The sequence below is a fragment of the Mucilaginibacter sp. genome, from assembly GCF_965225845.1.
GTDB lineage: Bacteria > Bacteroidota > Bacteroidia > Sphingobacteriales > Sphingobacteriaceae > Mucilaginibacter.
On the sequence record NZ_CBDDBL010000002.1, the window covers coordinates 549,498 to 570,779 of the forward strand.

The window sequence follows — 21,282 nt, forward strand, 5'->3', positions numbered from 1 at the left end:
TTGCAAGCTTAAACTTCCTCGATCAATAAAGTCACCCATCCGCCATACTTCAAACTTTATTATCTTATTCAATAAAGGCTATGTAAATTTGCCTCTCATTGAGGAATCAGCTACAAGAAACAATCTTGCTACTTGATACTATATACTTAATACTAATATGAGAGTTGCAATAAACGGTTTCGGGCGGATAGGACGGATATTTTTAAGAAATGTATTAAGCAAACCCAACATCCAGGTAGTTGCTATAAACGACCTGACCGACACCCATACGCTCGCTCATTTATTTAAGTATGATTCCGTTCATCGTGGTTTTAAAGGTACAGTAACTGCAGATGAGGAATACCTGTATATTAACGATCAAAAAATAAAAGTACTTTCAGAGCGCGAGCCATCAAACCTGCCCTGGAAGGAAATGGATATAGACCTGGTTATTGAATCAACGGGAAAATTTGTAACGCGACAAGGGGCAGAGCAGCATTTATCGGCAGGAGCGAAGCAGGTTATAATCTCAGCACCATCCGGAACTAAGGATGTACCTACCGTAGTTTTAGGCGTTAATGATGGTTTGGTCGATCTGCGTTCGCCGGTATTATCAAACGCATCTTGCACTACCAATAATGTTGCTGTGATGGTTAAGATTTTGGATGAAAACTGGGGGATTATTGATGGTTACATCACCACCGTACATTCCATGACAGGCGATCAAAGTCTGCACGATGCTCCCCATAAGGATTTACGCAGGGCAAGGGCGGCTTCGGCTTCTATTATTCCAACTACAACAGGGGCAGCAAAGGCTATAACTGCTATATTTCCTCATTTAAATGGTAAACTTGGTGGTGCGGGTATAAGAGTCCCGGTTTTGAATGGATCGTTGACAGATTTTACTTGCAGCCTTAAAAAACTACCGACTGTTGAAGAAATTAACGCGGCATTTAAAGCGCAGGCACATGGCCCAATGGAAAATATTCTGGAATATACCGAAGATCCAATTGTATCAACCGACATTTTAGGCAATCCGCATAGCTGTATATTCGATGCGCAATTAACCTCGGTAGTTGGCGGACTGGTAAAAGTAGTTGGCTGGTATGATAATGAAATGGGCTACTCAAGCCGCCTGGTTGATCTTGCCCAAAAGATCAGCATGCTTAACTAACTTATTGCTGTTTTACGTAATAAAGATTTGTTCCTTGTGACGTTGCTGGGTATGTCTTTTCAAAATATACGTAGGAGTGAAAATTCATATTCTGAGTGGTCACTGCATCTATTGAATCTTGCCCCATAACCGCGGCCTGATTGGTTGCATAATGCTTTTTAAATATAAATGGCCTTTGTACAGTAATTATCTTTGATGCAACGCCTGCTATTGTGGTATCTTTTATTGATTTCGCACTTACATCATTCAGGTTATCATCTACATAATCGTAATTGATATTGCCCGCCTGATCATAAGTAATATAATTAACCTTATAGAGGGATGTATTGCTGAAATCCTCGATTAAATGTATCGCATAGGAATATGTAAATCCTGCATCAGAAATAGACAGTCTTACATTTTCGTAATAGATCATTTCCAATGTATCGCCAACAACGCTGGTTGATACATATTGAGGTGGCGACATTAATTTTACAGAATGTAAGATCGCATCCGTATCTACCTTGCTGGCAGTGGAAGGTGCAACGCCTTTTTTATGGCAGCTGCTAATTACAAAGAATAAGATCGTAACTATAAGGACGTATTTAATATTTCGCATAATGATTATATACGCAAAAATCGTGCATTAAGTTCAATTAAACGTACGTAAGCCTTTATAATATACCGCAACGTTTATATTTTATATAAATATACTAAAAAAGTACTTACTATAAATTTATTATACTTGCTATTCGATTTTTTTAATGCCCACATCGTGGAATTTTTTACCACAAAATAATGATAAAATTCATAACACCAACTGATCTGCTGCCTGTTCGTAATGTTGTTTTGCGCGAGGGAAAGCTTACAAATGAAGAATGCCGTTTTCCTACGGATGAGACTGAAGGCGCATTCCATTTAGGTTACTTTCAAGATAATATACTGGCAACCGTCGTATCGCTGCATCCTCAAAATTATGGTGAAATTAAAGGCGTCGGTTACCAATTGCGTGGCATGGCTACCCTGGCTGATTATCGCGGCAAAGGTTTGGGTAAACTAATTGTTGATCATGCAATAGTTATTCTTCGACAAAAGGGTGCCAATTACATCTGGTGTAATGCCCGTAAGATAGCTTCAAAATTTTATGGCGATTGTGGTTTTGAAGCAATATCCGATGAATTTGAAATAAAAGGTATTGGTCCGCATTATGTTATGTGCCGCATGCTGAAAGGTAACATTTAGTTAAAACACCTTTTTTACTTTTACGTTGAGGATTTAAAATTAAAATGCTGAATTTGGCAGCCGATTACACCATGACTAAAAACTAATATGAAAACTATAGATCAAATAAGCTTCGCAGGTAAACATGCACTTATCCGCGTGGATTTTAATGTTCCTTTAGACGAGCATTTTAACATTACCGACGATAACCGCATGACGGCTGCCCTGCCAACCATCAAAAAAATATTGAATGATGGCGGCGCTGTAATTTTAATGTCGCACTTAGGCCGGCCAAAAGGCGGTCCTGAAGATAAATTTTCTTTAAAACATTTGGTGCCTCATTTATCTGATCTTTTAGGTCAGCAGGTAGAGTTTGCCAATGACTGCATTGGCGCCGAGGCGATTGAAAAATCAAAGAAACTGGCCAAAGGCGAAGTGCTCTTGTTAGAGAATCTTCGCTTTTACAAAGAAGAAGAAAAAGGCGATATTGAATTCGCTAAAAAGTTAGCCGCATTAGGCGATGTTTATGTAAACGATGCCTTTGGTACCGCTCACCGTGCGCATGCTTCAACCGCGGTTATCGCGCAGTTCTTCCCTGATGCCAAATACTTTGGTTACCTGATGGCCGGTGAATTGGCTAATGCTGAGAAAATATTAAATGGTGCCGAAAAACCATTTACTGCTATTATGGGCGGCTCAAAGGTATCCGACAAGATAGAGCTGATAGAAAAACTATTGGATAAAGTTGATAATCTGATCATTGGCGGTGGTATGGCTTATACTTTTGCCAAGGCTGATGGTGGTAACATCGGCACTTCATTAGTTGAGGCTGATAAATTGGACCTGGCGCTAAGCCTTCGCCAAAAGGCAAAAGAAAAAGGGGTGAACTTGTTGCTTCCCGTTGATAACATCACAGCAGATGCTTTCTCTAATGATGCAAATACCGGCATAGCCAAAACAGGCGAAATACCTGATGGCTGGATGGGTTTAGATATCGGCCCTGAAACTGTTAAATTATTCAGTAAAGTTGTTGAAGAATCGAAAACCATTTTATGGAACGGACCAATGGGCGTTTTCGAAATGGAAAAATTCCTGGGTGGTACTAAAGCTATTGCCGAGGCAGTGGCTAAAGCTACTGAGAACGGCGCTTTTTCATTAATTGGTGGTGGCGATTCTGCTGCTGCAGTTGCTAAATTCGGTATAACAGACGAAGTTAGCTACGTATCTACCGGTGGCGGTGCTTTATTAGAATATATGGAAGGCAAGGAATTGCCGGGAGTAAAGGCGATAAACGAATAATTTACAGGTAATTATAACAAAAAAGCCCCTTAATAGGGGTTTTTTTGTTTGCCAGATTTAACGTAGGTAATTGGTTATTAATAATTTAGTAATAAAATTGTTATTTGTGTTGCGTTATCGGCAACATATTAATTTATTTTATACTTTTGCCCGCTGTTAACTGCACCTCATGAAAATATTGTACTGTGTTACAAGCCTTTTGCTTGTAGCTTTTTCTTCTTTCGCGCAAATCCCTCAAGGGTCTGATGCCGACTATATTAAGGCGAACTATACCAAATACGAATACCAGATCCCGATGCGCGATGGTAAAAAACTGTTTACTGCAGTTTATGTGCCTAAGGATCAGTCTAAAACCTATCCGATTATGATGGACCGTACCTGTTACAGCGTAGCGCCATACGGGCCGGATAAATATAAAGGCAGCATGGGGCCATCTTCTCTTTTTGTGCATGATGGTTACATTTTCGTTTACCAGGATGTACGCGGTCGCTTTATGAGTGAGGGTGTTTTTCGTGAAATGACCCCGGAACTGGAGAATCATAAAACCAAAAACGATGTTGATGAAGGTACAGATACTTACGACACAATCGATTGGTTATTAAAAAACATTCCCAATAATAATGGCAAGGTAGGTGTGTGGGGAATATCGTATCCCGGTTTCTACACAACTACTTCACTGTTAAGCCGTCACCCGGCGCTGGTTGCTGCATCGCCGCAAGCGCCAATTGCTGATTTGTATCGTGATGATGCATTTCACAACGGTGCATTTATGCTGATAGCTAATTTTAGTTTTTATCCGTTCTTTACCAACAGGCAGGATGATAAACCAACTCAAGGCAAAGGTTTTAGCATAGATTACGGCACACCCGACGGGTATAAATACTTTCTAAACATGGGTTCTGTTAAACATACTACCGATATTTACTACAAAAATTATAAAGATACCGTTCGCCTTTGGCAGGAAATGCTTGATCATCCAAACTACGACCAGCATTGGAAAGACCGCAATGTGCTAACTCACTTACACGATATTAAAACCGCGGTACTGGTTACCGGCGGCTGGTATGATGCCGAAGACTTATACGGAGCTATTAACACCTACAAAACTTTGGTAAAGGATAACCCGACAACGCCAATCTATTTCGCTATGGGGCCATGGGTACACGGTGGCTGGTCGCGCGGGCCTGGTGATCATTTAGGTGATGTTGATTTTGGCGGTGCGCAAGGCACTTACTATCGTGAAAAAATAGAATTTGCATTTTTTAGCCATTATTTAAAAGGTACTGATACCGATATCCCAAAAGTATCAACTTTTGAAACCGGTAAAAATGAATGGAAAACCTACAAAGCATGGCCTCCGAAGGATGCTGAAGAGAAAAACCTATACTTCCTGCCGGGAGGCAAGTTGTCTTTCAACGCGCCAACAAACGCCGGTTATGGTGAAGATGATTTTATCTCTGATCCGAACAAACCTGTTCCGTTTTATAACTCGATAGTTAACGATATGCAGCGTGAATACATGACCGCAGATCAGCGCTTTGCGTCTCGCAGGCCAGACGTATTAACTTACGAAACTGATGTGCTGGATAAGGATGTAACGCTTGCTGGGAACATTTGGGCTAACCTGAAAGTATCAACCACAGGCACTGATGCGGACTGGGTTATTAAAGTGATCGATGTTTATCCTGACTCTACCCGGAATAATAAATTTACTACACCCGGTACATTTATGTCGGGCTATGAGCAAATGGTGCGCAGTGAGGCTATGCGCGGTAAATTCCGCAATGGATTTGATAAACCTTCGCCTTTTGTACCAAACCAGGTTACCCCGGTAAATTTTGAATTGCAGGATGTGCTGCATACATTTAAAAAAGGCCACCGTATAATGGTGCAAGTACAAAGTACCTGGTTCCCGCTTATAGACCGTAACCCGCAGGTTTTCGAAAACATCATGAAAGCTAAAGATAGCGACTTTAAAAAGGCTACCAATAAGTTATATAGCTCAAGGGAACATCCGAGTTATTTGAAGGTGAGGGTTTTGAATTAAATAGTCCTTAAACAGAAAAAACGACAGGAAATTTCTTGTCGCTTTTTCTGTTTATTTAACTAATCTTAATTCGCGCTTGTGCTCGCAGGCTTATTTTTCAAAAAGCGATTGGTAATCACCGCTATTTGTTCACCGGTTAATTTTGATGATGAACTTAGCAGGCTGGCAAAATAAGCTACCTCATCAGCTTCTGCAGGGCAGCCTACATTATCTTTGGCTGTTGCAGCTCCGCCACCTACTGGTGGCTTGTAGGAGTTGCCAATTGCTTTTCCGTTAGCATCTATAACTACCCAAAAAGGTATGCCGCCATTTGGGTCGCCATTAAAGCTTTTCATTACGTCAATACCACCGGGATTTTCCAGGTTTTCTTTACCGGGGCGCTCTAAAATATCCAGGTAAACAATCACGTAGTTGTCATCAAAAAGCTTTTTGCATTCCGGGTCATTGATGGATGCTTCCATCTTTTTGCACCAGCCGCACCATGAGGCATGAAACATTAATATCACGTTTTTATTTTCACGTTTAGCTTTTGCATAAGCTGCGTTTAGCACAGTGCTGGAAGATTCGGGCTTGCTTTGCGCAAAGCTTGTGAAGCCCATCAATACAAATAATAAAACAAATGCAGATTTCATATCAGGTAGAGTTTAACTTACAGGTAAACATACATTAATCCTTTTAAATTATAATCTTCTAAACAAAACTTTTACATCGTAGTTATTTATGAATTATGGCGAAAATTGAAAACTCGGTTAAAAAGATGCATTTTTTGGAGATCATGTTTCTCCTGTCGGTACTGGTGGCAACAATGGTTAGGTATGTGTTTAGTTACCAGCCTACTTTCTTTTTAGAAGCATTTACATTCGGACTTGCCATAATCTATTTCCCATTCGGCTTTTACTTTATAGGGAAACCATCTGAGGCATTTACCAACACTACATCCATTATACTGGGATTTATCTATGCACTTGGCGTAATGAGCATCTTTATGAGCGAAGTAAATGTAGATAGTTACCGCTATCCGCTGATCGCGGATTTCTTTGTTTTAGTGGCAGTTGTGGTTTATATGCTCTTTAAAATGCGCTCCGAAGAATACCCTCAAACCTATGTAAATGCCCAATTTATACGTGTAGCGTTTTTGATCGTAACCAGCTTAATTATACTCCTGGCTTAAATTTAGCCTGTTTTTGTAAATAATTCCCACTCTTCAGGCATTCTGGTCTACGGCTTTATTGTTTCATAAACTTATGCACCTTTAACTAACATTCCGGTGCTGGTTTTTCGCGCGAAATGGTTTCGTGAACATCCTTATATCCAATTGTTTCGGGCTGAAAATCAAAAAAATAGCCATGCCAAAAATTGTTGAAAACTTTTGGTGTTTCAAAGTGGTAGAAAGTGGGAAAAGTATTTACTTTTACAATAGAAAATTTGTCATAAATAGCTAATGTCGTATTTGACCGGAGAATTTGAATGTAAATTGGATCCTAAATCAAGGATGATGATTCCCTCTGGCCTCAAGAAAAAACTTCCTGAGGTAGAAACAGAAGGGTTAGTCATCAACCGTGGATTTGGCGCCAAAAAGCATTTAGTGATTTTCACAAAGTCGCAATGGGACAAAAAACTGGATGAACTGAGCAAACTTAACGAATACGAAGAAGATAACATCAAAGTGATTCGTTATTTCACCCGTGGTGCTACAGAACTTACGCCTGATGCTGCCGGCCGTGTTTTGCTACCGAAGTTTTTATTGGAGTATGCCGGTATTCAAAATGATATTGTTTTGGCTTGCCTGATCAACAAGATAGAGGTGTGGGATGCGAAGATCCATGCGGAAATGATGGATGAGGAGCCGGATAACTTCGGGCCGCTGATGCAAAAAGTATTAGGTAATAATAAAGCAGGAGGAAAAGATGAGTGACATTTACCATGTTCCTGTAATGCTTAAACAATGTATCGAGGGTTTAAATATTAAACCGGATGGTACTTATATAGATGTAACTTTTGGCGGCGGCGGCCATTCCCGCGAGATCATGAAGCATTTGGGTGAAGATGGCCGGTTATTGGCTTTCGACCAGGATGCTGATGCGCAGCAGAATATCATTGCTGATGATCGTTTTACTTTTATTGATCAAAACTTCCGTTACATCAAAAATTTTACCCGTTTACATGGCGCTATTCCGGTTGATGGAGTATTGGCTGATCTGGGTGTGTCATCCTATCAGTTTGACCAGCCAGAGCGTGGTTTTTCGATCCGCTTTGATGCGGAATTGGATATGCGCATGAATCAGGCATCAGGCATCAGTGCTAAAGAGGTTGTAAACACTTATTCCGAGGCTGATCTGCATCGTATCTTCGGTGTTTATGGCGAGATCCAGAACGCGAAATCATTAGCTAACACAATCGTAGTTGCCCGTTTAAGTGCACCAATTGTCACTGTAGCTGATTTGAAAAATGCCATCTCGGCCCGCATCCCGAAAGGAAAAGAAAATAAATATCTGGCGCAGGTTTTCCAGGCTTTGCGCATTGAAGTTAACCAGGAGCTGGAAGCTTTAAAAGATTTTTTGGTACAGTCTGCTGATATTTTGATATCGGGTGGCCGTTTGGTTGTGATGTCCTATCACTCGTTGGAAGACAGGCTGGTAAAGAATTTCATCGCCAAAGGCAAATTTAGCGGTGAAGTTGAAAAAGATTTTTTTGGAAATGATCAAAAGCCTTTGGAGGCGGTTAGTCGCGGCGCGATAACAGCATCCGAGGAAGAGATAAAATTAAATAACAGGGCACGTAGCGCGAAATTAAGAATAGCTGTAAAAAAATGACCAATCGTTTACGTACAGAAATTCAGGAAGAGGTAGAAGCTGAGAAAAAGCTTATTGTGGAGGAAAAGCCTAAAAAGGAGATTCCCGATAACTTTTTAACGCAGTTTTTTACCAAGGGCTTTATCACTACAGATGATGCCACTAAAGCGTTGCCTTTTGTGTTGTATGTTGCCATGTTGGGTATGATCTATATCGGCAACCGTCATTTAGCCGAAAAAAATATCCGCGATATTGATAAATTAACCAAAGAAGTAAAAGAACTAAGCTGGGATTATAAATCAACCAAAGCCGACCTGGCTTTTAAAAGTACATTGACAGAGGTTGAAAAGCGCACGGATACTTTAGGTATTAAAACATCTATGCAGCCGCCACAAAAGATAACTGTAAAGGGGGATGAGCAATGAGTATAAGAAGTAACATATTGCTCCGGGTTTACCTCGCTTTCGGGTTGATCTTGCTTTTTGCGGGTGCAGTAATGGTGCAGGTAGTTCGTTTGCAATTTGTGCAGGGTAAAAAATGGAAGGATATGTCGGTTAAGATATCCACCCATTATGAAGCGGTTGAAGCAGCTCGTGGTAATATTTTGGCGGTTGATGGTAGCTTGTTAGCTACGTCGGTACCAAGCTATGAGTTGCATATGGATATGTTTGCCGGCGGTATTGCCGAGGATAAAGTGTTTTATGCCAAGGTAGATTCACTGGCGATTAGGCTTTCGCAGTTATTCCCGGATATGACTGAACGTGATTTTTCGCGTTTACTGCGCGATGCCCGTAAGGACAGTGCACGTTATGTAATGATCAGGCATGATGTAACTTACCAGCAATTAAAGCAAATACGTACTTTCCCATTATTTAATCTGGGTAAGTACAAAGGTGGTTTAATTGTGCTGGAGAAAAATACACGCATAAAGCCTTTTCGCTCATTGGCTGCGCGTACAATTGGTTACAAAAATGAAAATGTTAAAAACGGTGTAGGGCTTGAGGGTGCTTATGTTAATTATATTAATGGCGAAAACGGTAAGCGTTTGATGCAGCGTACCGCGGGTGGCACCTGGATTCCGGTGAATGATGATGATGATGAGGTGCCTGCGGTGCAAGGTGCGGATATTTTGTCGACCATTGATGTTAACTTTCAGGATGTGGCACAAAAGGCTTTAAAAGATCAGTTGATGAAGAGCCAGGCCGATCACGGTTGTGTTATTTTAATGGAAGTTGCTACCGGCGAAATTCGTGCTATAGCCAACTTTACCCGCACAAAAGAAGGGGAGTATCAAGAGAAGTTAAATTATGCAATAAGTGATGCTACAGAGCCGGGTTCAACCTTTAAGCTGGCAACTTACATGACCTTGCTCGATCAGCATAAAATAGATACGAGTACCAAAATTGATGGTGAAGGCGGAAAGAGCCATGTGATACCCGGGAATAATAAATATACCGTAACAGATGTAGAGCACAGCGGTATCATGTCGGCAAAAGAGGCTTTTGAATTTTCGTCGAACGTAGCTGCTGCTAAATTTGTTTATCAGCATTATAATGCTGATCCTTCAGAATTCACTGATAAGTTATACAGCTATCATTTGAATGAAAAATTGGGTTTACAAATTCCGGGCGAAGGGCAGCCTTTGATCAAGACGCCAAAATCGCGCTCGTGGAGTAAGCTAACCCTGCCACAAATGGCTTATGGTTACGAGGAAAAACTTACACCGCTGCAATTGCTTACATTTTATAATTCGGTTGCTAACAACGGTAAAATGATAGCGCCAATTTTTGTACGCGAAATACAGCGCATGGGTAATACTGTTGAGCAGTTCCAGGCAAGGGTGATCAATCCGCAAGTATGTTCACCTGAAACCTTAGGCAAAGTTAAAGGCATGCTGGAAGGTGTGGTAACTGATGGCAACGTAAGGAAGATCATTAGAAACCCATTATATACAGTAGCAGGTAAAACCGGCACAGCGCAAATAGCTAACGGTTCGTCGGGTTATGGGGTTAACAAATTACACCAGGCATCATTCTGCGGTTATTTCCCTGCAGATCATCCTAAGTATTCAATGATTGTAGTGATCAACAATCCGACGTCAGGCTCATATTTAGCTGCGTTGGTTGCAGGTCCGGTTTTCAGGCAAATTGCTGACAGGGTTTACGCCAGCGACTTGGATATTAACCAGGCGCCGCAAACAAAATTTGTAGGTAATACCACCTTGCCATCGGTTAAGCAAGGTAATACCAAAGCATTGCACACGGTTTATAATTCACTAAATGTTAAGCCACTTTATGCATCTAACACGCCATCGATTGATACGAGCAATGGCATAGCTTACCACGAGAATACCTATAAAAACGGAACAGTACCATCAGTTGTTGGTATGGATTTAAGCGATGCTTTATACAGGTTAGGTAATGCCGGTTACAAGGTTGTAGCCCGTGGTAGCGGTATAGTTAGCACACAGTCTGTTACAGGCGGAAGTGAAATACCAAAAGGATCAAAAATAACTATTGAATTGCAATGAAGTATTTGAGCGAAATAATTGAGGGGCTTGCATTCACTGAACTACAGGGAAGTGCCGATGTGGAAATTACTGCCGTGGTATTCGACTCCCGTACAGTTATACCGGGTTCATTATTTGTTGCGGTGAAAGGTACTGTTGTTGATGGCCACGATTATATAGATACAGCGATAAAAGATGGCGCCATAGCTGTTATTTGCGAAGATCTGCCTGCGCACACTGCGGCAGAGGTAGACTTTTTAATGGTTGCCAACTCGGCTATTGCATTGGGGATCGTATCAGCAAACTTTTACGATAATCCATCCAAAAAATTAAAGCTGGTTGGCGTTACCGGTACAAACGGTAAAACTACTGTTGCTACTTTACTATACCAATTATTTCGTGACCTGGGTTATAAATGTGGCTTGTTATCTACTGTAGAAAATCAGATCAATGGCAAGGTCATTCCATCAACCCATACAACTCCTGATCCTGTTGAGTTAAATAGTTTGATAAGTGATATGGTTGAAGCCGGTTGCGATTATTGTTTTATGGAAGTAAGCTCGCATGCTATTGCGCAGCACCGCATCCAGGGGCTTGTTTTTGTTGGAGCGATATTCACTAACATAACACATGATCATTTAGACTACCACAAAACCTTCGCCGAATACCTGAAAGCTAAAAAGGCCTTTTTTGATGGCTTGCCAAAAAGTGCTTTCGCATTGACTAATGTTGATGATAAGAATGGCAATGTGATGCTGCAAAATACCATCGCGTATAAAAAATCATACGGATTAAAAAATATGGCCGATTATAAGGCCCGCATTTTAGAGAACCAATTCGGCGGTTTGCTGCTCCATATTGATAGTGAAGATGTGTGGTTTAAAATGGTAGGAACGTTCAACGCATATAATTTATTAGCTGTGTATGCTGCCGCGATGTTGCTGGATCAGGATAAGGCGAAAGTATTAACTGTATTAAGCAAGTTAAAAGGTGCCGAGGGCCGGTTTGAGTACATCGTATCTGCAAACAAAGTTATTGGTATTGTAGATTATGCGCATACACCTGATGCAGTGCAAAATGTGTTGAGCACTATTCATGATATCCGCAAAGGAAATGAAAAAGTGATCACCGTGATCGGTTGTGGCGGGGATCGTGACAAAACTAAACGCCCGGTTATGGCTAAGGTTGCCTGTGAGTGGAGCGATAAAGTGATCCTAACATCAGATAATCCGCGTACAGAAGATCCTGCACAAATCATCAAAGATATGGAAGAAGGCGTTGATCCGGCATTCAAAAGAAACACGCTGAGCATAGCCGACAGGAGAGAAGCGATCAAAACAGCTTGTCATTTAGCGCGTCCCGGTGATATTATTTTATTAGCCGGTAAGGGACACGAGAAATACCAGGATATAAATGGCGTAAAAAGCCATTTCGACGACATGGAGGAGTTAGTTAACCAGTTTAAATTAATGGATTTATAGGCCAGTAAATATTAGAAGATGCTATACTACCTGTTCAATTATTTAAATAAAAATTACAGCATTCCGGGAGGTGGGGTGTTTCAGTACATCACATTCCGTACGGCTATGGCTGTGATCGTATCGCTGATCGTTACCACGGTTTATGGCCGTAGACTGATTGATTATTTGCGCTACAAACAGGTTGGTGAAAGCGTGCGTAATTTGGGTTTAGAAGGCCAGATGCAAAAAGCGGGCACTCCGACAATGGGTGGTTTGATCATCATCCTGGGCATATTGGTTCCAACCTTATTATTCGCCAAACTGGATAACATCTACATCATCATGATGATAGTAACTACCGTTTGGTTAGGCGCTATCGGATTTTTAGATGATTACATTAAAGTATTTAAAAAAAATAAAGAAGGTTTAGCAGGCAGGTTTAAATTACAGGTCAGGTTGGTTTAGCCTTGTTTATTGGTTTTACCATGTATTTCAATACGGATATTATCATCCGCCAGGAAGTGAAATTGCCGGTAAAATACGATTCACCAGTTGGATTTCATTTGAAAGGTAATACCCCGGTTTATACACAGGATATCAAGTCGACTAAAACAACGATGCCGTTCTATAAGAACAATGAGTTTGATTACGGCAAGGTGTTGAAGTTTATTGGTAATGGCTATGATCATTATTCGCTGGTAGTGTTTCTGTTTTTTGTGATCGTGATCATTACGGCGGTTTCCAATGGAGCCAACATAACGGATGGAATTGATGGGCTGGCAACAGGAACATCAGCCATAATAGGCATTACACTGGCCATATTGGCTTATGTGTCGGGTAACACAGTGATTGCCGATTACCTGAATATCATGTATATACCGAACTCGGGCGAGCTGGTGATTTTCGCTGGTGCATTTGTAGGTGCATGTGTTGGCTTTTTATGGTATAACTCATACCCTGCACAGGTTTTTATGGGTGATACAGGAAGTTTGGCAATCGGTGGTATTATAGCCGTTTTCGCTATCATGATCCGCAAGGAACTGATGGTGCCTTTGCTTTGCGGGGTGTTCTTGATAGAGAATGTATCCGTTATCATGCAAGTATCCTGGTTTAAATTCACCAAGAAAAGATTTGGCGAGGGTAGAAGGATCTTCCTGATGGCGCCGCTGCATCATCATTATCAAAAGAAAGGTTTCCATGAAGCTAAAATTGTAACACGTTTCTGGATCATAAGTATACTGCTGGCCATATTAACTATTATAACATTAAAGTTGAGATAGGAATTTAGAGGTTGGAGAATAGAGGTTAGAGATTAGTAAAAACAAGAAATGAGCAACAACAAAAACATAGATCAGGCTCCTAAGGGACAAAGAATTGCCATCCTGGGCGCCGGCGAAAGCGGTGTGGGTGCGGCATATCTTGCCCAACAGCAGGGCTATGATGTTTTTGTATCGGATTTTGGTGCAATCGCTGATAAATACAAAACTCAGCTTATTAGTTGGAAAATACCTTTTGAGGAAAAACAACACACCGAAGCTGAGATCTTGAAAGCTGTTGAAGTGATCAAGAGTCCGGGTATTCCTGAAAAAGCACCTATCGTTAAAAAGATAAAAGAAAAAGATATCCCGGTAATATCCGAAATTGAATTTGCAGGCAGATATACCGGTGCTAAGATCATCGGAATAACAGGATCAAACGGAAAAACTACAACAACAAGTTTAGTTTATCATATTCTGAAAAATGCCGGTTTGAGTGTAGGCCTGGCAGGTAACATCGGGCAAAGTTTTGCCTACCAGGTGGCAACTGAAAAATTCGAGTATTATGCATTGGAATTGAGCAGCTTTATGCTGGATGACATGTATGAGTTTAAGGTTGATATAGCCATCCTGTTAAATATTACTCCGGACCATTTGGACCGTTACGATTACAAGATGGAGAATTATGTAGCATCAAAATTCCGCATCACCCGAAATCAAACTGCTGCGGATTATTTTATTTTCTGTGCCGATGATCCTGAAACGATAAAGGGTATGGAGAGCCGCACTTTCGCAGCGCAACAATTACCATTTTCAATAGAAAAACACATTGAACCGGGAGCATATCTCGATAAGGACAATATTGTCATAAACACACACCAACAACATTTTCAAATGTCAATCAACGAACTGGCTTTACAAGGCAAGCACAACATCTACAATTCAATGGCTTCAGGTATTGTAGCAAAAGTGCTGGAATTACGCAACGAAACCCTAAGGGAGAGCATGGGTAATTTTAAAAACATTGAGCACAGGTTAGAGTCTGTTGGGAAGATCTCCGGCATTAGCTTTATCAATGATTCAAAAGCTACCAACGTTAACTCAACATGGTATGCCCTGGAAAGCATGACTACCGATGTGGTGTTGATTTTAGGTGGTGTTGACAAAGGCAACGATTACAATATGCTTAAGGACCTGGTTAAGCAAAAAGTAAAAGCCATCGTTTGCCTGGGTAAAGATAACAGCCGTATACATGCAGCATTTGAAGATGTAGTCGACATCATAGTTAACACATCATCAGCAGCCGAAGCAGCGCAAACAGCTTATCATTTGGCAACAAAAGGTGATACAGTGTTATTGTCGCCGGCCTGTGCAAGCTTTGATCTATTCAAAAATTATGAGGATAGAGGCAGGCAATTTAAGGAAGCTGTAAAGGAGTTGTAGTGGATCGGTGTAATCTAACATAATCGGTGAAATCAAAAGATGAACAAGATACTTAACAATACAAAAGGCGACAGGTGGATCTGGCTGATAGTGATTTTACTATCGGTTATTTCCTTATTGTCAGTTTATAGTGCTATAGGTAGCCTTGCTTACAAGAGGGGTGTTGGCGCCGAAGCTATTTTGATGAAGCACGTAGCCATGATGGTTGCCGGTTTGGCGCTCATGTATATTTGTCACCGTTTGGATTACAGATATTATGCCGGTATCTCAAAATTGCTGATGTACATCACTATCCCATTGTTGATCTATACATTGCTTTTTGGCAGCCACGTGAATGATGCAAGTAGATGGATAGCTATTCCAGGTACAGGATTGAGCTTCCAGACATCGGATTTAGCGAAGCTCGCGCTCATCACTTATTTGGCGCGTACATTATCCAAAAAGCAGGAGAATATCAAGAATGTAAAGGAATCTTTTGTGCCGATAATGGGCGCAGTTTGCGTAGTTTTTATTTTGATCGCATGGGCTAACCTTTCAACTGCTTTAATGTTATTTGGTGTAAGTATCTTATTGCTGATAATGGGGCGCATAAGCGTTAAACAAATAGCCATAACCTGCCTTGCCGGTGCTATTTTATTAGGCGCGGTTGTTATGCTTGGTCCCCGCAGGCACGTGTATATGGCACGTATAGATACTTTCCTGCATCCTGAAAAAGCTAATCCCGATAAATCATACCAGGCAGATCATGCCAAGATCGCGATTGCAACTGGTGGTATCTTCGGTAAAGGCCCGGGACAAAGCAGCGAGATCAATTACCTGCCGGAGGCTTATTCGGATGAGATCTACGCTATCATAATTGAAGAATATGGTTTAGTAGGTGGTTTTTTATTAATAGGTATCTATTTGTTCTTGCTATATCGTTGTATAAAGATAGCAACCAAAGCGCCAAAAGCCTTCGGCACTTTATTAGCAGCAGGATTAAGCTTTAGTTTAACTATACAGGCATTTGCCAATATGGCTGTTGCAGTAGGTTTAGGTCCTGTAACGGGTGTGCCGCTGCCGTTTGTAAGTATGGGTGGTACATCTATACTGTTTACAAGTATAGCATTTGGAATTATCCTCTCTGTTAGTCGCGATAATGACGAAACAGAAAAAGTTGTAGTAGGTGAAATAAGAGAAGTTAGTGTAGCAGTTTAATGTGTAAATCTGCTGATATGCAAATGTGGGAATTAGAAAAAAATGGAATCATTGCAATCAAATAATAGTTAGGTGGAATCAAAAAAAATAATCATAAGTGGTGGCGGAACAGGAGGACATATCTTCCCGGCGATTGCTATTGCCAATGCATTAAAAAAGCTTGACCCTAATACCGAGATATTATTTGTTGGCGCCTTGGGCCGTATGGAAATGGAAAAGGTTCCTGCTGCTGGCTATGAAATTATTGGTTTAGATATACAGGGAATACAGAGAGGTTCAATAGTTAAAAACTTAAAATTTCCTTTCAAGCTGATCGGCAGTGTATTCAAGTCGCTAAAAATTATTAAGGATTTTAAACCTAATGCAGTTGTTGGTGTTGGCGGATATGCTTCGGCGCCATTATTGTATGCAGCATCCATAAAAGGGATTCCATACCTGATACAAGAGCAAAACTCTTATGCAGGTATCACTAATAAATGGTTAGGTAAAAAGGCAGCCAAAATATGTGTGGCTTTTGATGGTATGGATAAATTCTTCCCTGCAAAAAACATCATCAAAACAGGTAACCCCATCCGCAGGGAGTCGGTTGATATTGCCGGTAAAAGAACAGTGGCTTTAGAGTCGTTTAAATTATCAAACGATAAAAAAACAATATTAGTAACTGGAGGAAGTTTAGGTGCTCGTACTTTAAATAATAGTGTGTTGGGTAGTTTAGATAAAATAATTGCTGCCGACGTGCAATTAATATGGCAAACCGGTAAGTTCTATTATAAACCCATCATTGAAAAATTAGGTGAAGATTATAACCCTAATATCCGCATAATGGAGTTTGTAACACACATGGATATGGCTTATGCGGCTGCCGATTTGATTGTATCACGTGCTGGTGCAGGTACAATCGCTGAATTATGTGTGGTGAAAAAGCCGGTGATCCTGGTGCCTTCGCCAAATGTGGCAGAGGACCATCAAACTAAAAACGCGCTGGCATTGGTAAATGATAAGGCTGCAATTTTTATTGCAGATAAGGATGCTGAAGCCACATTGATATATAAGGCAATACAGCTTTTAAATGATACTGACGAGAAAAAAATATTAAGTGATAATATTAGTAAACTGGCCCTGCCGGATGCTGATGAGGTTATCGCGAAAGAAGTTATGAAAATAACAATTAACAATTAGTTTAATCTTAACCTTATCCTCTGCTATTGGCAGGGGAAAGGTTTTTTTGGAAAAAAGAACAGAATATCGGTGCAATCAATAAACATCGATGTAAACAAAACATATGGAACTGCAAAATATAAAACGAGTTTATTTGGTAGGCATAGGCGGCATAGGCATGAGCGGCCTTGCACGTTATTTTCATCATTTAGGCTGTGTGGTTTGTGGTTACGATAAAACTTCGACAGAGTTAACCAACGAGTTAAAAAACGAAGGTATCCAGATCATTTTTGATGATAATGAGGAATGGATCCCGATGAGTTTTCGCCAACCGGATGAGAGCACGTTAATTATTTTTACCCCGGCTATACCCAAGGATTCGGCGATTGTGAATTTTTTCCAAAAAAGAGGGTTTGAGTTGTTCAAACGTTCACAGGTACTTGGTTTGATCAGTAAAGGAAAATATACTGTTGCTATTGCCGGTACACATGGTAAAACCACAACCTCAACAATGGTTGCCCATATCCTGAAAGATTCAGGTAAGGATTGCTCTGCATTTTTGGGTGGAATCGCGTCAAACTATAACAGCAACGTGCTTTATGGTAAAAACGATATTGTGGTTGTTGAGGCAGATGAATATGACCGTTCATTCCTGACCCTGTACCCGGATATCGCCGTCATCACTTCGATGGATGCAGATCACCTGGATATTTATGGTGACCATTCGCATTTAACTGATTCTTTCAAATTGTTCGCCTCACAGATAAAAGCGGGCGGCGTATTGATACATAAACAAGGCTTGCCTTTATATACCGGTTATACTTACAGCATTAAAGATGCCGCTGATGCGATTGCGCTCAATATTAGAATTGAGAATGGCAGCTTTTATTTTGATTTCAGGAATGTAAATACGGATATCAAAAATATTCAATTAGGTATCCCTGGTTTTCATAATGTTGAAAATGCTACCGCGGCTATCGAAGCTTGCTTACGTTTAGGCGTTAAACCTGCAGCGATAAAAAGCGCTTTAGCTTCGTTCCGTGGGGTTCACCGCAGGTTCGAATACATTGTGAAATCGCCTGAGCATATTTATATTGATGATTATGCGCATCACCCGGAGGAATTGCGTGCTGCTATCAACTCGGTTAAAAAATTATATCCGGGCAAAAAGCTGGTAACTATCTTCCAGCCGCATTTATTTACACGTACACGTGATTTTGCAGATGGTTTTGCTGAGGTGTTGGATATGACAGATGAATTAATTCTGTTAGATATATACCCGGCCCGTGAGTTGCCAATTGAAGGGGTAAACTCCGAGATGATATTAAATAAAATGCAGCTTATCAATAAACGTAAATTAAGCAAGCAGGAAGCCATAGATGCTATAAGGAATGAAAAGCCTGAGTTATTGTTAACCGTTGGTGCAGGCGATATTGATCAGTTAGTTGAACCGTTGAAAAATGCTTTAAAATAATGTTTAAGAAACCCATAGTTAAGTACATTCTCATAAGCTTTTGCTGGTTGATCAGCATTGGCGGCGTGGTTGTGCTTATGAGTTTCATCAATATTAAAAAATCGCAGCTTATTTGTAAGGATGTTAAGGTTTATATACCCGGCAATCAATATTTTATTGATATGAAGGAGATTGACAATATTCTAAATATAAAAAGTCATGCGTTGATAGGGCGCCCTATCGAGGATATCAATATACAGGCTTTGGAAAGCAAATTGAAGGCAAATCCGTTTATTGAATCTGCAAAAGTTTATATAGATATGGATGACGTGATTAGGGTTGAGATTACCCAGCGCCAACCCATATTGCGTATCATCAACCAAAACGACCAGGATTTCTATGTGGATTCGCATGGTTTAAAAATGCCATTATCCGAAAACTTTACCGCGAGAGTATTGGTAGCCAACGGATTTATAGACGAGCCTTTTGCAAACAAAGTTGATACCATGCATACTGAACTGGCAACGGAGATCTATAAAACCGCTGATTACATCAGGAAGGATTCGTTATGGGATGCACAAATCGCGCAGATCTACGTAAACCAGGCGCATGAGATTGAGCTGATCCCGCGTGTGGGCAGCCAACGGATATTATTGGGAAACGCGGATTCGCTGGATACAAAGTTTCACAACCTGCTGATCTTTTATAAGAAGGCATTGCCACAGGTAGGGTGGGGCGCTTATAAAATTATTAATATAAAATATGCCAACCAGGTTATCGGTGTAAAAAACCAGATGACCAAACAGGATTCTATCGCCGCTGTAACCGCCAAAAGGGACAGCGTGATCAAGAATACAATTGAATTAAGTAAAGACACATCTCAAACAAAGGAATAATATGGACAAAATTTTAAGCCAGGAAAAGAGTTCACCAATCGTGGTAGGGTTGGATATTGGAACTACTAAAATATGCGTCATAGTTGGCCGCCGAAGCAAAAATGGCAAGATTGAAGTACTGGGAATCGGTAAGGCTGAGTCGGCAGGTGTAACACGCGGCATGGTTTCCAATATCGATAAAACTGTACAAGGCATTATACAGGCAGTTGATATTGCGGGAACACAATCAAACGTAGAAATACGCGTAGTAAACGTGGGTATTGCCGGGCAGCACATTAAAAGTTTACAACACCGCGGCCTGATAACCCGCCGGGATCTGAACACAGAAATAGGCCGTAAGGACATAGATAAGCTGATTGAGGATATGTACAACCTGGTTATGCCTCCGGGTGAAGAGATCATACATGTATTACCGCAGGAATTTACAGTTGACAGCGAGCCGGGTGTGAGAGACCCGATTGGTATGGCTGGTGTGCGCTTGGAAGCTAACTTCCACATTATATCAGGCCAGGTTACTGCTATTAAGAATATTGTGAAATGTGTTAACAAAGCTAGCTTGGAAAGCCAGGAATTGATCCTTGAACCATTGGCTTCATCGGAGTCGGTTTTAAGCGATGAGGAAAAGGAAGCAGGTGTTGTTTTAGTTGACGTTGGTGGTGGAACTACCGATGTGGCCATCTTTCACGAAGGAATTATCCGGCATACCGCTGTGATCCCTTTTGGTGGTAACAGCATCACAGAAGATATTCGCGAAGGATGTTCCGTAATGCGCAATATCGCGGAACAACTGAAGATCAGGTTCGGATCGGCTTTAGCTGAAGAAAATAAAGAAAACGAGATTGTTTGTGTACCGGGATTACGCGGCCGCGAGCCAAAAGAAATATCTGTTAAAAATCTGGCATTTGTTATCCAAGCCCGTATGGAGGAGATTGTTGAGCATGTGTATTATGAGATCAAATCCTCCGGCTATGAGAAAAAACTAATCGCAGGCATTGTAATTACAGGCGGCGGCGCTCAGCTTAAACATTTACCACAGTTGGTTGAGTATGTTACCGGGTTGGATTGCCGTGTTGGTTACCCTAATGAGCATTTGGCTAAAAATGAGGTACTGCCAAAAAATACTTATGAGGAATTGCAAAGCCCAATGTTTGCAACCGGTATCGGCCTGCTAATAAAAGGTATACAGAAGATGGAGTATAACGGTCAGATACAGGCTCCGGCTGAATTGAAAGTCGACAAAATAAAAGCTACAGAAGAGCGAAAGACCGGTGGTTTATTCGCTAAAATATTAGAAGGAAGTAAAAAGTTTATTAAGGATGACATTAAAGACGAGGACTTTTTAAAGTAGTTATTCACATCCGGCAAATTTTCCACAATGTTAACGTTTGTGGAAAACGTTTGTGGAAAAAGCCTTATTAT

At 40.8% G+C, this 21,282-nt stretch carries 18 protein-coding genes and 1 pseudogene; 17 read left to right on the top strand and 2 right to left on the bottom strand.

The genetic code is table 11. The features are described 5' to 3' along the window. Positions 1 to 157 precede the first annotated feature (157 nt). Positions 158 to 1,153, top strand: a complete 996-nt coding sequence (gene gap / locus ACYZ0U_RS06330) for a type I glyceraldehyde-3-phosphate dehydrogenase (RefSeq protein WP_461450987.1) — start codon at positions 158 to 160, stop codon at positions 1,151 to 1,153. A gap of 1 nt (position 1,154) precedes the next feature. On the opposite strand, the gene ACYZ0U_RS06335 is transcribed toward gap, so the two are convergent. Further along, positions 1,155 to 1,751 carry a hypothetical protein gene (locus tag ACYZ0U_RS06335; RefSeq protein WP_461450989.1) on the bottom strand — a complete coding sequence of 199 codons (597 nt, stop codon included), beginning with the start codon at positions 1,749 to 1,751 and terminating at the stop codon, positions 1,155 to 1,157. 179 nt (positions 1,752 to 1,930) lie between these two features. Here ACYZ0U_RS06335 and ACYZ0U_RS06340 point away from each other — a divergent pair, with 179 nt between their 5' ends. The 3 genes from ACYZ0U_RS06340 (at position 1,931) to ACYZ0U_RS06350 (ending at position 5,699) form a co-directional block, all read left to right on the top strand. After that, on the top strand, positions 1,931 to 2,374 hold the full coding sequence (locus tag ACYZ0U_RS06340; RefSeq protein WP_461450991.1) for a GNAT family N-acetyltransferase: 444 nt from the start codon (positions 1,931 to 1,933) through the stop codon (positions 2,372 to 2,374). Between the two features lie 87 nt (positions 2,375 to 2,461). After that, on the top strand, positions 2,462 to 3,652 hold the full coding sequence (locus ACYZ0U_RS06345; RefSeq protein WP_461450993.1) for a phosphoglycerate kinase: 1,191 nt from the start codon (positions 2,462 to 2,464) through the stop codon (positions 3,650 to 3,652). A gap of 169 nt (positions 3,653 to 3,821) precedes the next feature. After that, complete coding sequence (locus ACYZ0U_RS06350) at positions 3,822 to 5,699, top strand: CocE/NonD family hydrolase (RefSeq protein ID WP_461450996.1); 1,878 nt, start codon at positions 3,822 to 3,824, stop codon at positions 5,697 to 5,699. 65 nt (positions 5,700 to 5,764) lie between these two features. Here the strand turns inward: ACYZ0U_RS06350 and ACYZ0U_RS06355 are convergent, their stop codons facing one another. Continuing rightward, entirely contained in the window at positions 5,765 to 6,331 is a 567-nt protein-coding gene (locus ACYZ0U_RS06355) for a thioredoxin family protein (RefSeq protein WP_461450998.1), read from the bottom strand. 95 nt (positions 6,332 to 6,426) lie between these two features. On the opposite strand from ACYZ0U_RS06355, the gene ACYZ0U_RS06360 reads away from it, so the two are divergent. The 13 genes and pseudogenes from ACYZ0U_RS06360 (at position 6,427) to ftsA (ending at position 21,211) form a co-directional block, all read left to right on the top strand. After that, on the top strand, positions 6,427 to 6,870 hold the full coding sequence (locus ACYZ0U_RS06360) for a hypothetical protein (RefSeq protein WP_461451000.1): 444 nt from the start codon (positions 6,427 to 6,429) through the stop codon (positions 6,868 to 6,870). A 270-nt stretch (positions 6,871 to 7,140) separates the two neighbouring features. Continuing rightward, complete coding sequence (locus ACYZ0U_RS06365; protein ID WP_461451002.1) at positions 7,141 to 7,614, top strand: division/cell wall cluster transcriptional repressor MraZ; 474 nt, start codon at positions 7,141 to 7,143, stop codon at positions 7,612 to 7,614. Then, positions 7,607 to 8,512: a 16S rRNA (cytosine(1402)-N(4))-methyltransferase RsmH gene (rsmH, locus tag ACYZ0U_RS06370; protein WP_461451004.1), complete on the top strand. Its 906-nt coding sequence runs from the start codon at positions 7,607 to 7,609 to the stop codon at positions 8,510 to 8,512. Before ACYZ0U_RS06365 ends, rsmH begins: the two co-directional genes overlap by 8 nt. Next, positions 8,509 to 8,916: an FtsL-like putative cell division protein gene (locus tag ACYZ0U_RS06375; RefSeq protein ID WP_461451006.1), complete on the top strand. Its 408-nt coding sequence runs from the start codon at positions 8,509 to 8,511 to the stop codon at positions 8,914 to 8,916. The genes rsmH and ACYZ0U_RS06375 overlap by 4 nt, the downstream gene beginning before the upstream one ends. Continuing rightward, a complete protein-coding gene (locus tag ACYZ0U_RS06380) occupies positions 8,913 to 11,021 on the top strand; it encodes a penicillin-binding protein (protein ID WP_461451008.1) in 2,109 nt (702 codons plus the stop codon). The genes ACYZ0U_RS06375 and ACYZ0U_RS06380 overlap by 4 nt, the downstream gene beginning before the upstream one ends. Further along, complete coding sequence (locus ACYZ0U_RS06385; protein WP_461451010.1) at positions 11,018 to 12,481, top strand: UDP-N-acetylmuramoyl-L-alanyl-D-glutamate--2,6-diaminopimelate ligase; 1,464 nt, start codon at positions 11,018 to 11,020, stop codon at positions 12,479 to 12,481. The genes ACYZ0U_RS06380 and ACYZ0U_RS06385 overlap by 4 nt, the downstream gene beginning before the upstream one ends. A gap of 18 nt (positions 12,482 to 12,499) precedes the next feature. After that, positions 12,500 to 13,740 (top strand): annotated as a pseudogene (mraY, locus tag ACYZ0U_RS06390) (phospho-N-acetylmuramoyl-pentapeptide-transferase). A 48-nt stretch (positions 13,741 to 13,788) separates the two neighbouring features. Next, positions 13,789 to 15,159: a UDP-N-acetylmuramoyl-L-alanine--D-glutamate ligase gene (gene murD, locus ACYZ0U_RS06395; RefSeq protein WP_461451012.1), complete on the top strand. Its 1,371-nt coding sequence runs from the start codon at positions 13,789 to 13,791 to the stop codon at positions 15,157 to 15,159. A gap of 39 nt (positions 15,160 to 15,198) precedes the next feature. After that, positions 15,199 to 16,356 (top strand): FtsW/RodA/SpoVE family cell cycle protein, encoded by a 1,158-nt coding sequence (locus tag ACYZ0U_RS06400; protein WP_461451014.1) that lies wholly within the window; start codon positions 15,199 to 15,201, stop codon positions 16,354 to 16,356. A gap of 72 nt (positions 16,357 to 16,428) precedes the next feature. Next, positions 16,429 to 17,535, top strand: coding sequence for an undecaprenyldiphospho-muramoylpentapeptide beta-N-acetylglucosaminyltransferase (murG, locus tag ACYZ0U_RS06405; RefSeq protein ID WP_461451016.1), 1,107 nt, complete (start codon positions 16,429 to 16,431; stop codon positions 17,533 to 17,535). A gap of 103 nt (positions 17,536 to 17,638) precedes the next feature. Next, a complete protein-coding gene (gene murC, locus ACYZ0U_RS06410) occupies positions 17,639 to 18,988 on the top strand; it encodes a UDP-N-acetylmuramate--L-alanine ligase (protein ID WP_461451018.1) in 1,350 nt (449 codons plus the stop codon). Next, positions 18,988 to 19,863, top strand: a complete 876-nt coding sequence (locus ACYZ0U_RS06415; RefSeq protein WP_461451020.1) for a cell division protein FtsQ/DivIB — start codon at positions 18,988 to 18,990, stop codon at positions 19,861 to 19,863. Before murC ends, ACYZ0U_RS06415 begins: the two co-directional genes overlap by 1 nt. Before the next feature lies 1 nt (position 19,864). Beyond that, the gene (gene ftsA / locus ACYZ0U_RS06420; RefSeq protein ID WP_461451022.1) at positions 19,865 to 21,211 is read left to right on the top strand and encodes a cell division protein FtsA; all 1,347 of its coding nucleotides are present in this window, start codon (positions 19,865 to 19,867) and stop codon (positions 21,209 to 21,211) included. Positions 21,212 to 21,282: the final 71 nt, after the last annotated feature.

Coding starts and splice junctions, on each gene's coding strand:
- gap (WP_461450987.1), top strand. CDS start 158: ATGAGAGTTGCAATAAACGGTTTCGGGCGGATAGGACGGATATTTTTA.
- ACYZ0U_RS06340 (WP_461450991.1), top strand. CDS start 1,931: ATGATAAAATTCATAACACCAACTGATCTGCTGCCTGTTCGTAATGTT.
- ftsA (WP_461451022.1), top strand. CDS start 19,865: ATGGACAAAATTTTAAGCCAGGAAAAGAGTTCACCAATCGTGGTAGGG.
- ACYZ0U_RS06350 (WP_461450996.1), top strand. CDS start 3,822: ATGAAAATATTGTACTGTGTTACAAGCCTTTTGCTTGTAGCTTTTTCT.
- ACYZ0U_RS06335 (WP_461450989.1), bottom strand. CDS start 1,751: ATGCGAAATATTAAATACGTCCTTATAGTTACGATCTTATTCTTTGTA.
- murD (WP_461451012.1), top strand. CDS start 13,789: ATGAGCAACAACAAAAACATAGATCAGGCTCCTAAGGGACAAAGAATT.
- ACYZ0U_RS06380 (WP_461451008.1), top strand. CDS start 8,913: ATGAGTATAAGAAGTAACATATTGCTCCGGGTTTACCTCGCTTTCGGG.
- ACYZ0U_RS06360 (WP_461451000.1), top strand. CDS start 6,427: ATGGCGAAAATTGAAAACTCGGTTAAAAAGATGCATTTTTTGGAGATC.
- ACYZ0U_RS06400 (WP_461451014.1), top strand. CDS start 15,199: ATGAACAAGATACTTAACAATACAAAAGGCGACAGGTGGATCTGGCTG.
- ACYZ0U_RS06375 (WP_461451006.1), top strand. CDS start 8,509: ATGACCAATCGTTTACGTACAGAAATTCAGGAAGAGGTAGAAGCTGAG.
- rsmH (WP_461451004.1), top strand. CDS start 7,607: ATGAGTGACATTTACCATGTTCCTGTAATGCTTAAACAATGTATCGAG.
- ACYZ0U_RS06365 (WP_461451002.1), top strand. CDS start 7,141: ATGTCGTATTTGACCGGAGAATTTGAATGTAAATTGGATCCTAAATCA.
- ACYZ0U_RS06355 (WP_461450998.1), bottom strand. CDS start 6,331: ATGAAATCTGCATTTGTTTTATTATTTGTATTGATGGGCTTCACAAGC.
- ACYZ0U_RS06415 (WP_461451020.1), top strand. CDS start 18,988: ATGTTTAAGAAACCCATAGTTAAGTACATTCTCATAAGCTTTTGCTGG.
- murC (WP_461451018.1), top strand. CDS start 17,639: ATGGAACTGCAAAATATAAAACGAGTTTATTTGGTAGGCATAGGCGGC.
- ACYZ0U_RS06345 (WP_461450993.1), top strand. CDS start 2,462: ATGAAAACTATAGATCAAATAAGCTTCGCAGGTAAACATGCACTTATC.
- ACYZ0U_RS06385 (WP_461451010.1), top strand. CDS start 11,018: ATGAAGTATTTGAGCGAAATAATTGAGGGGCTTGCATTCACTGAACTA.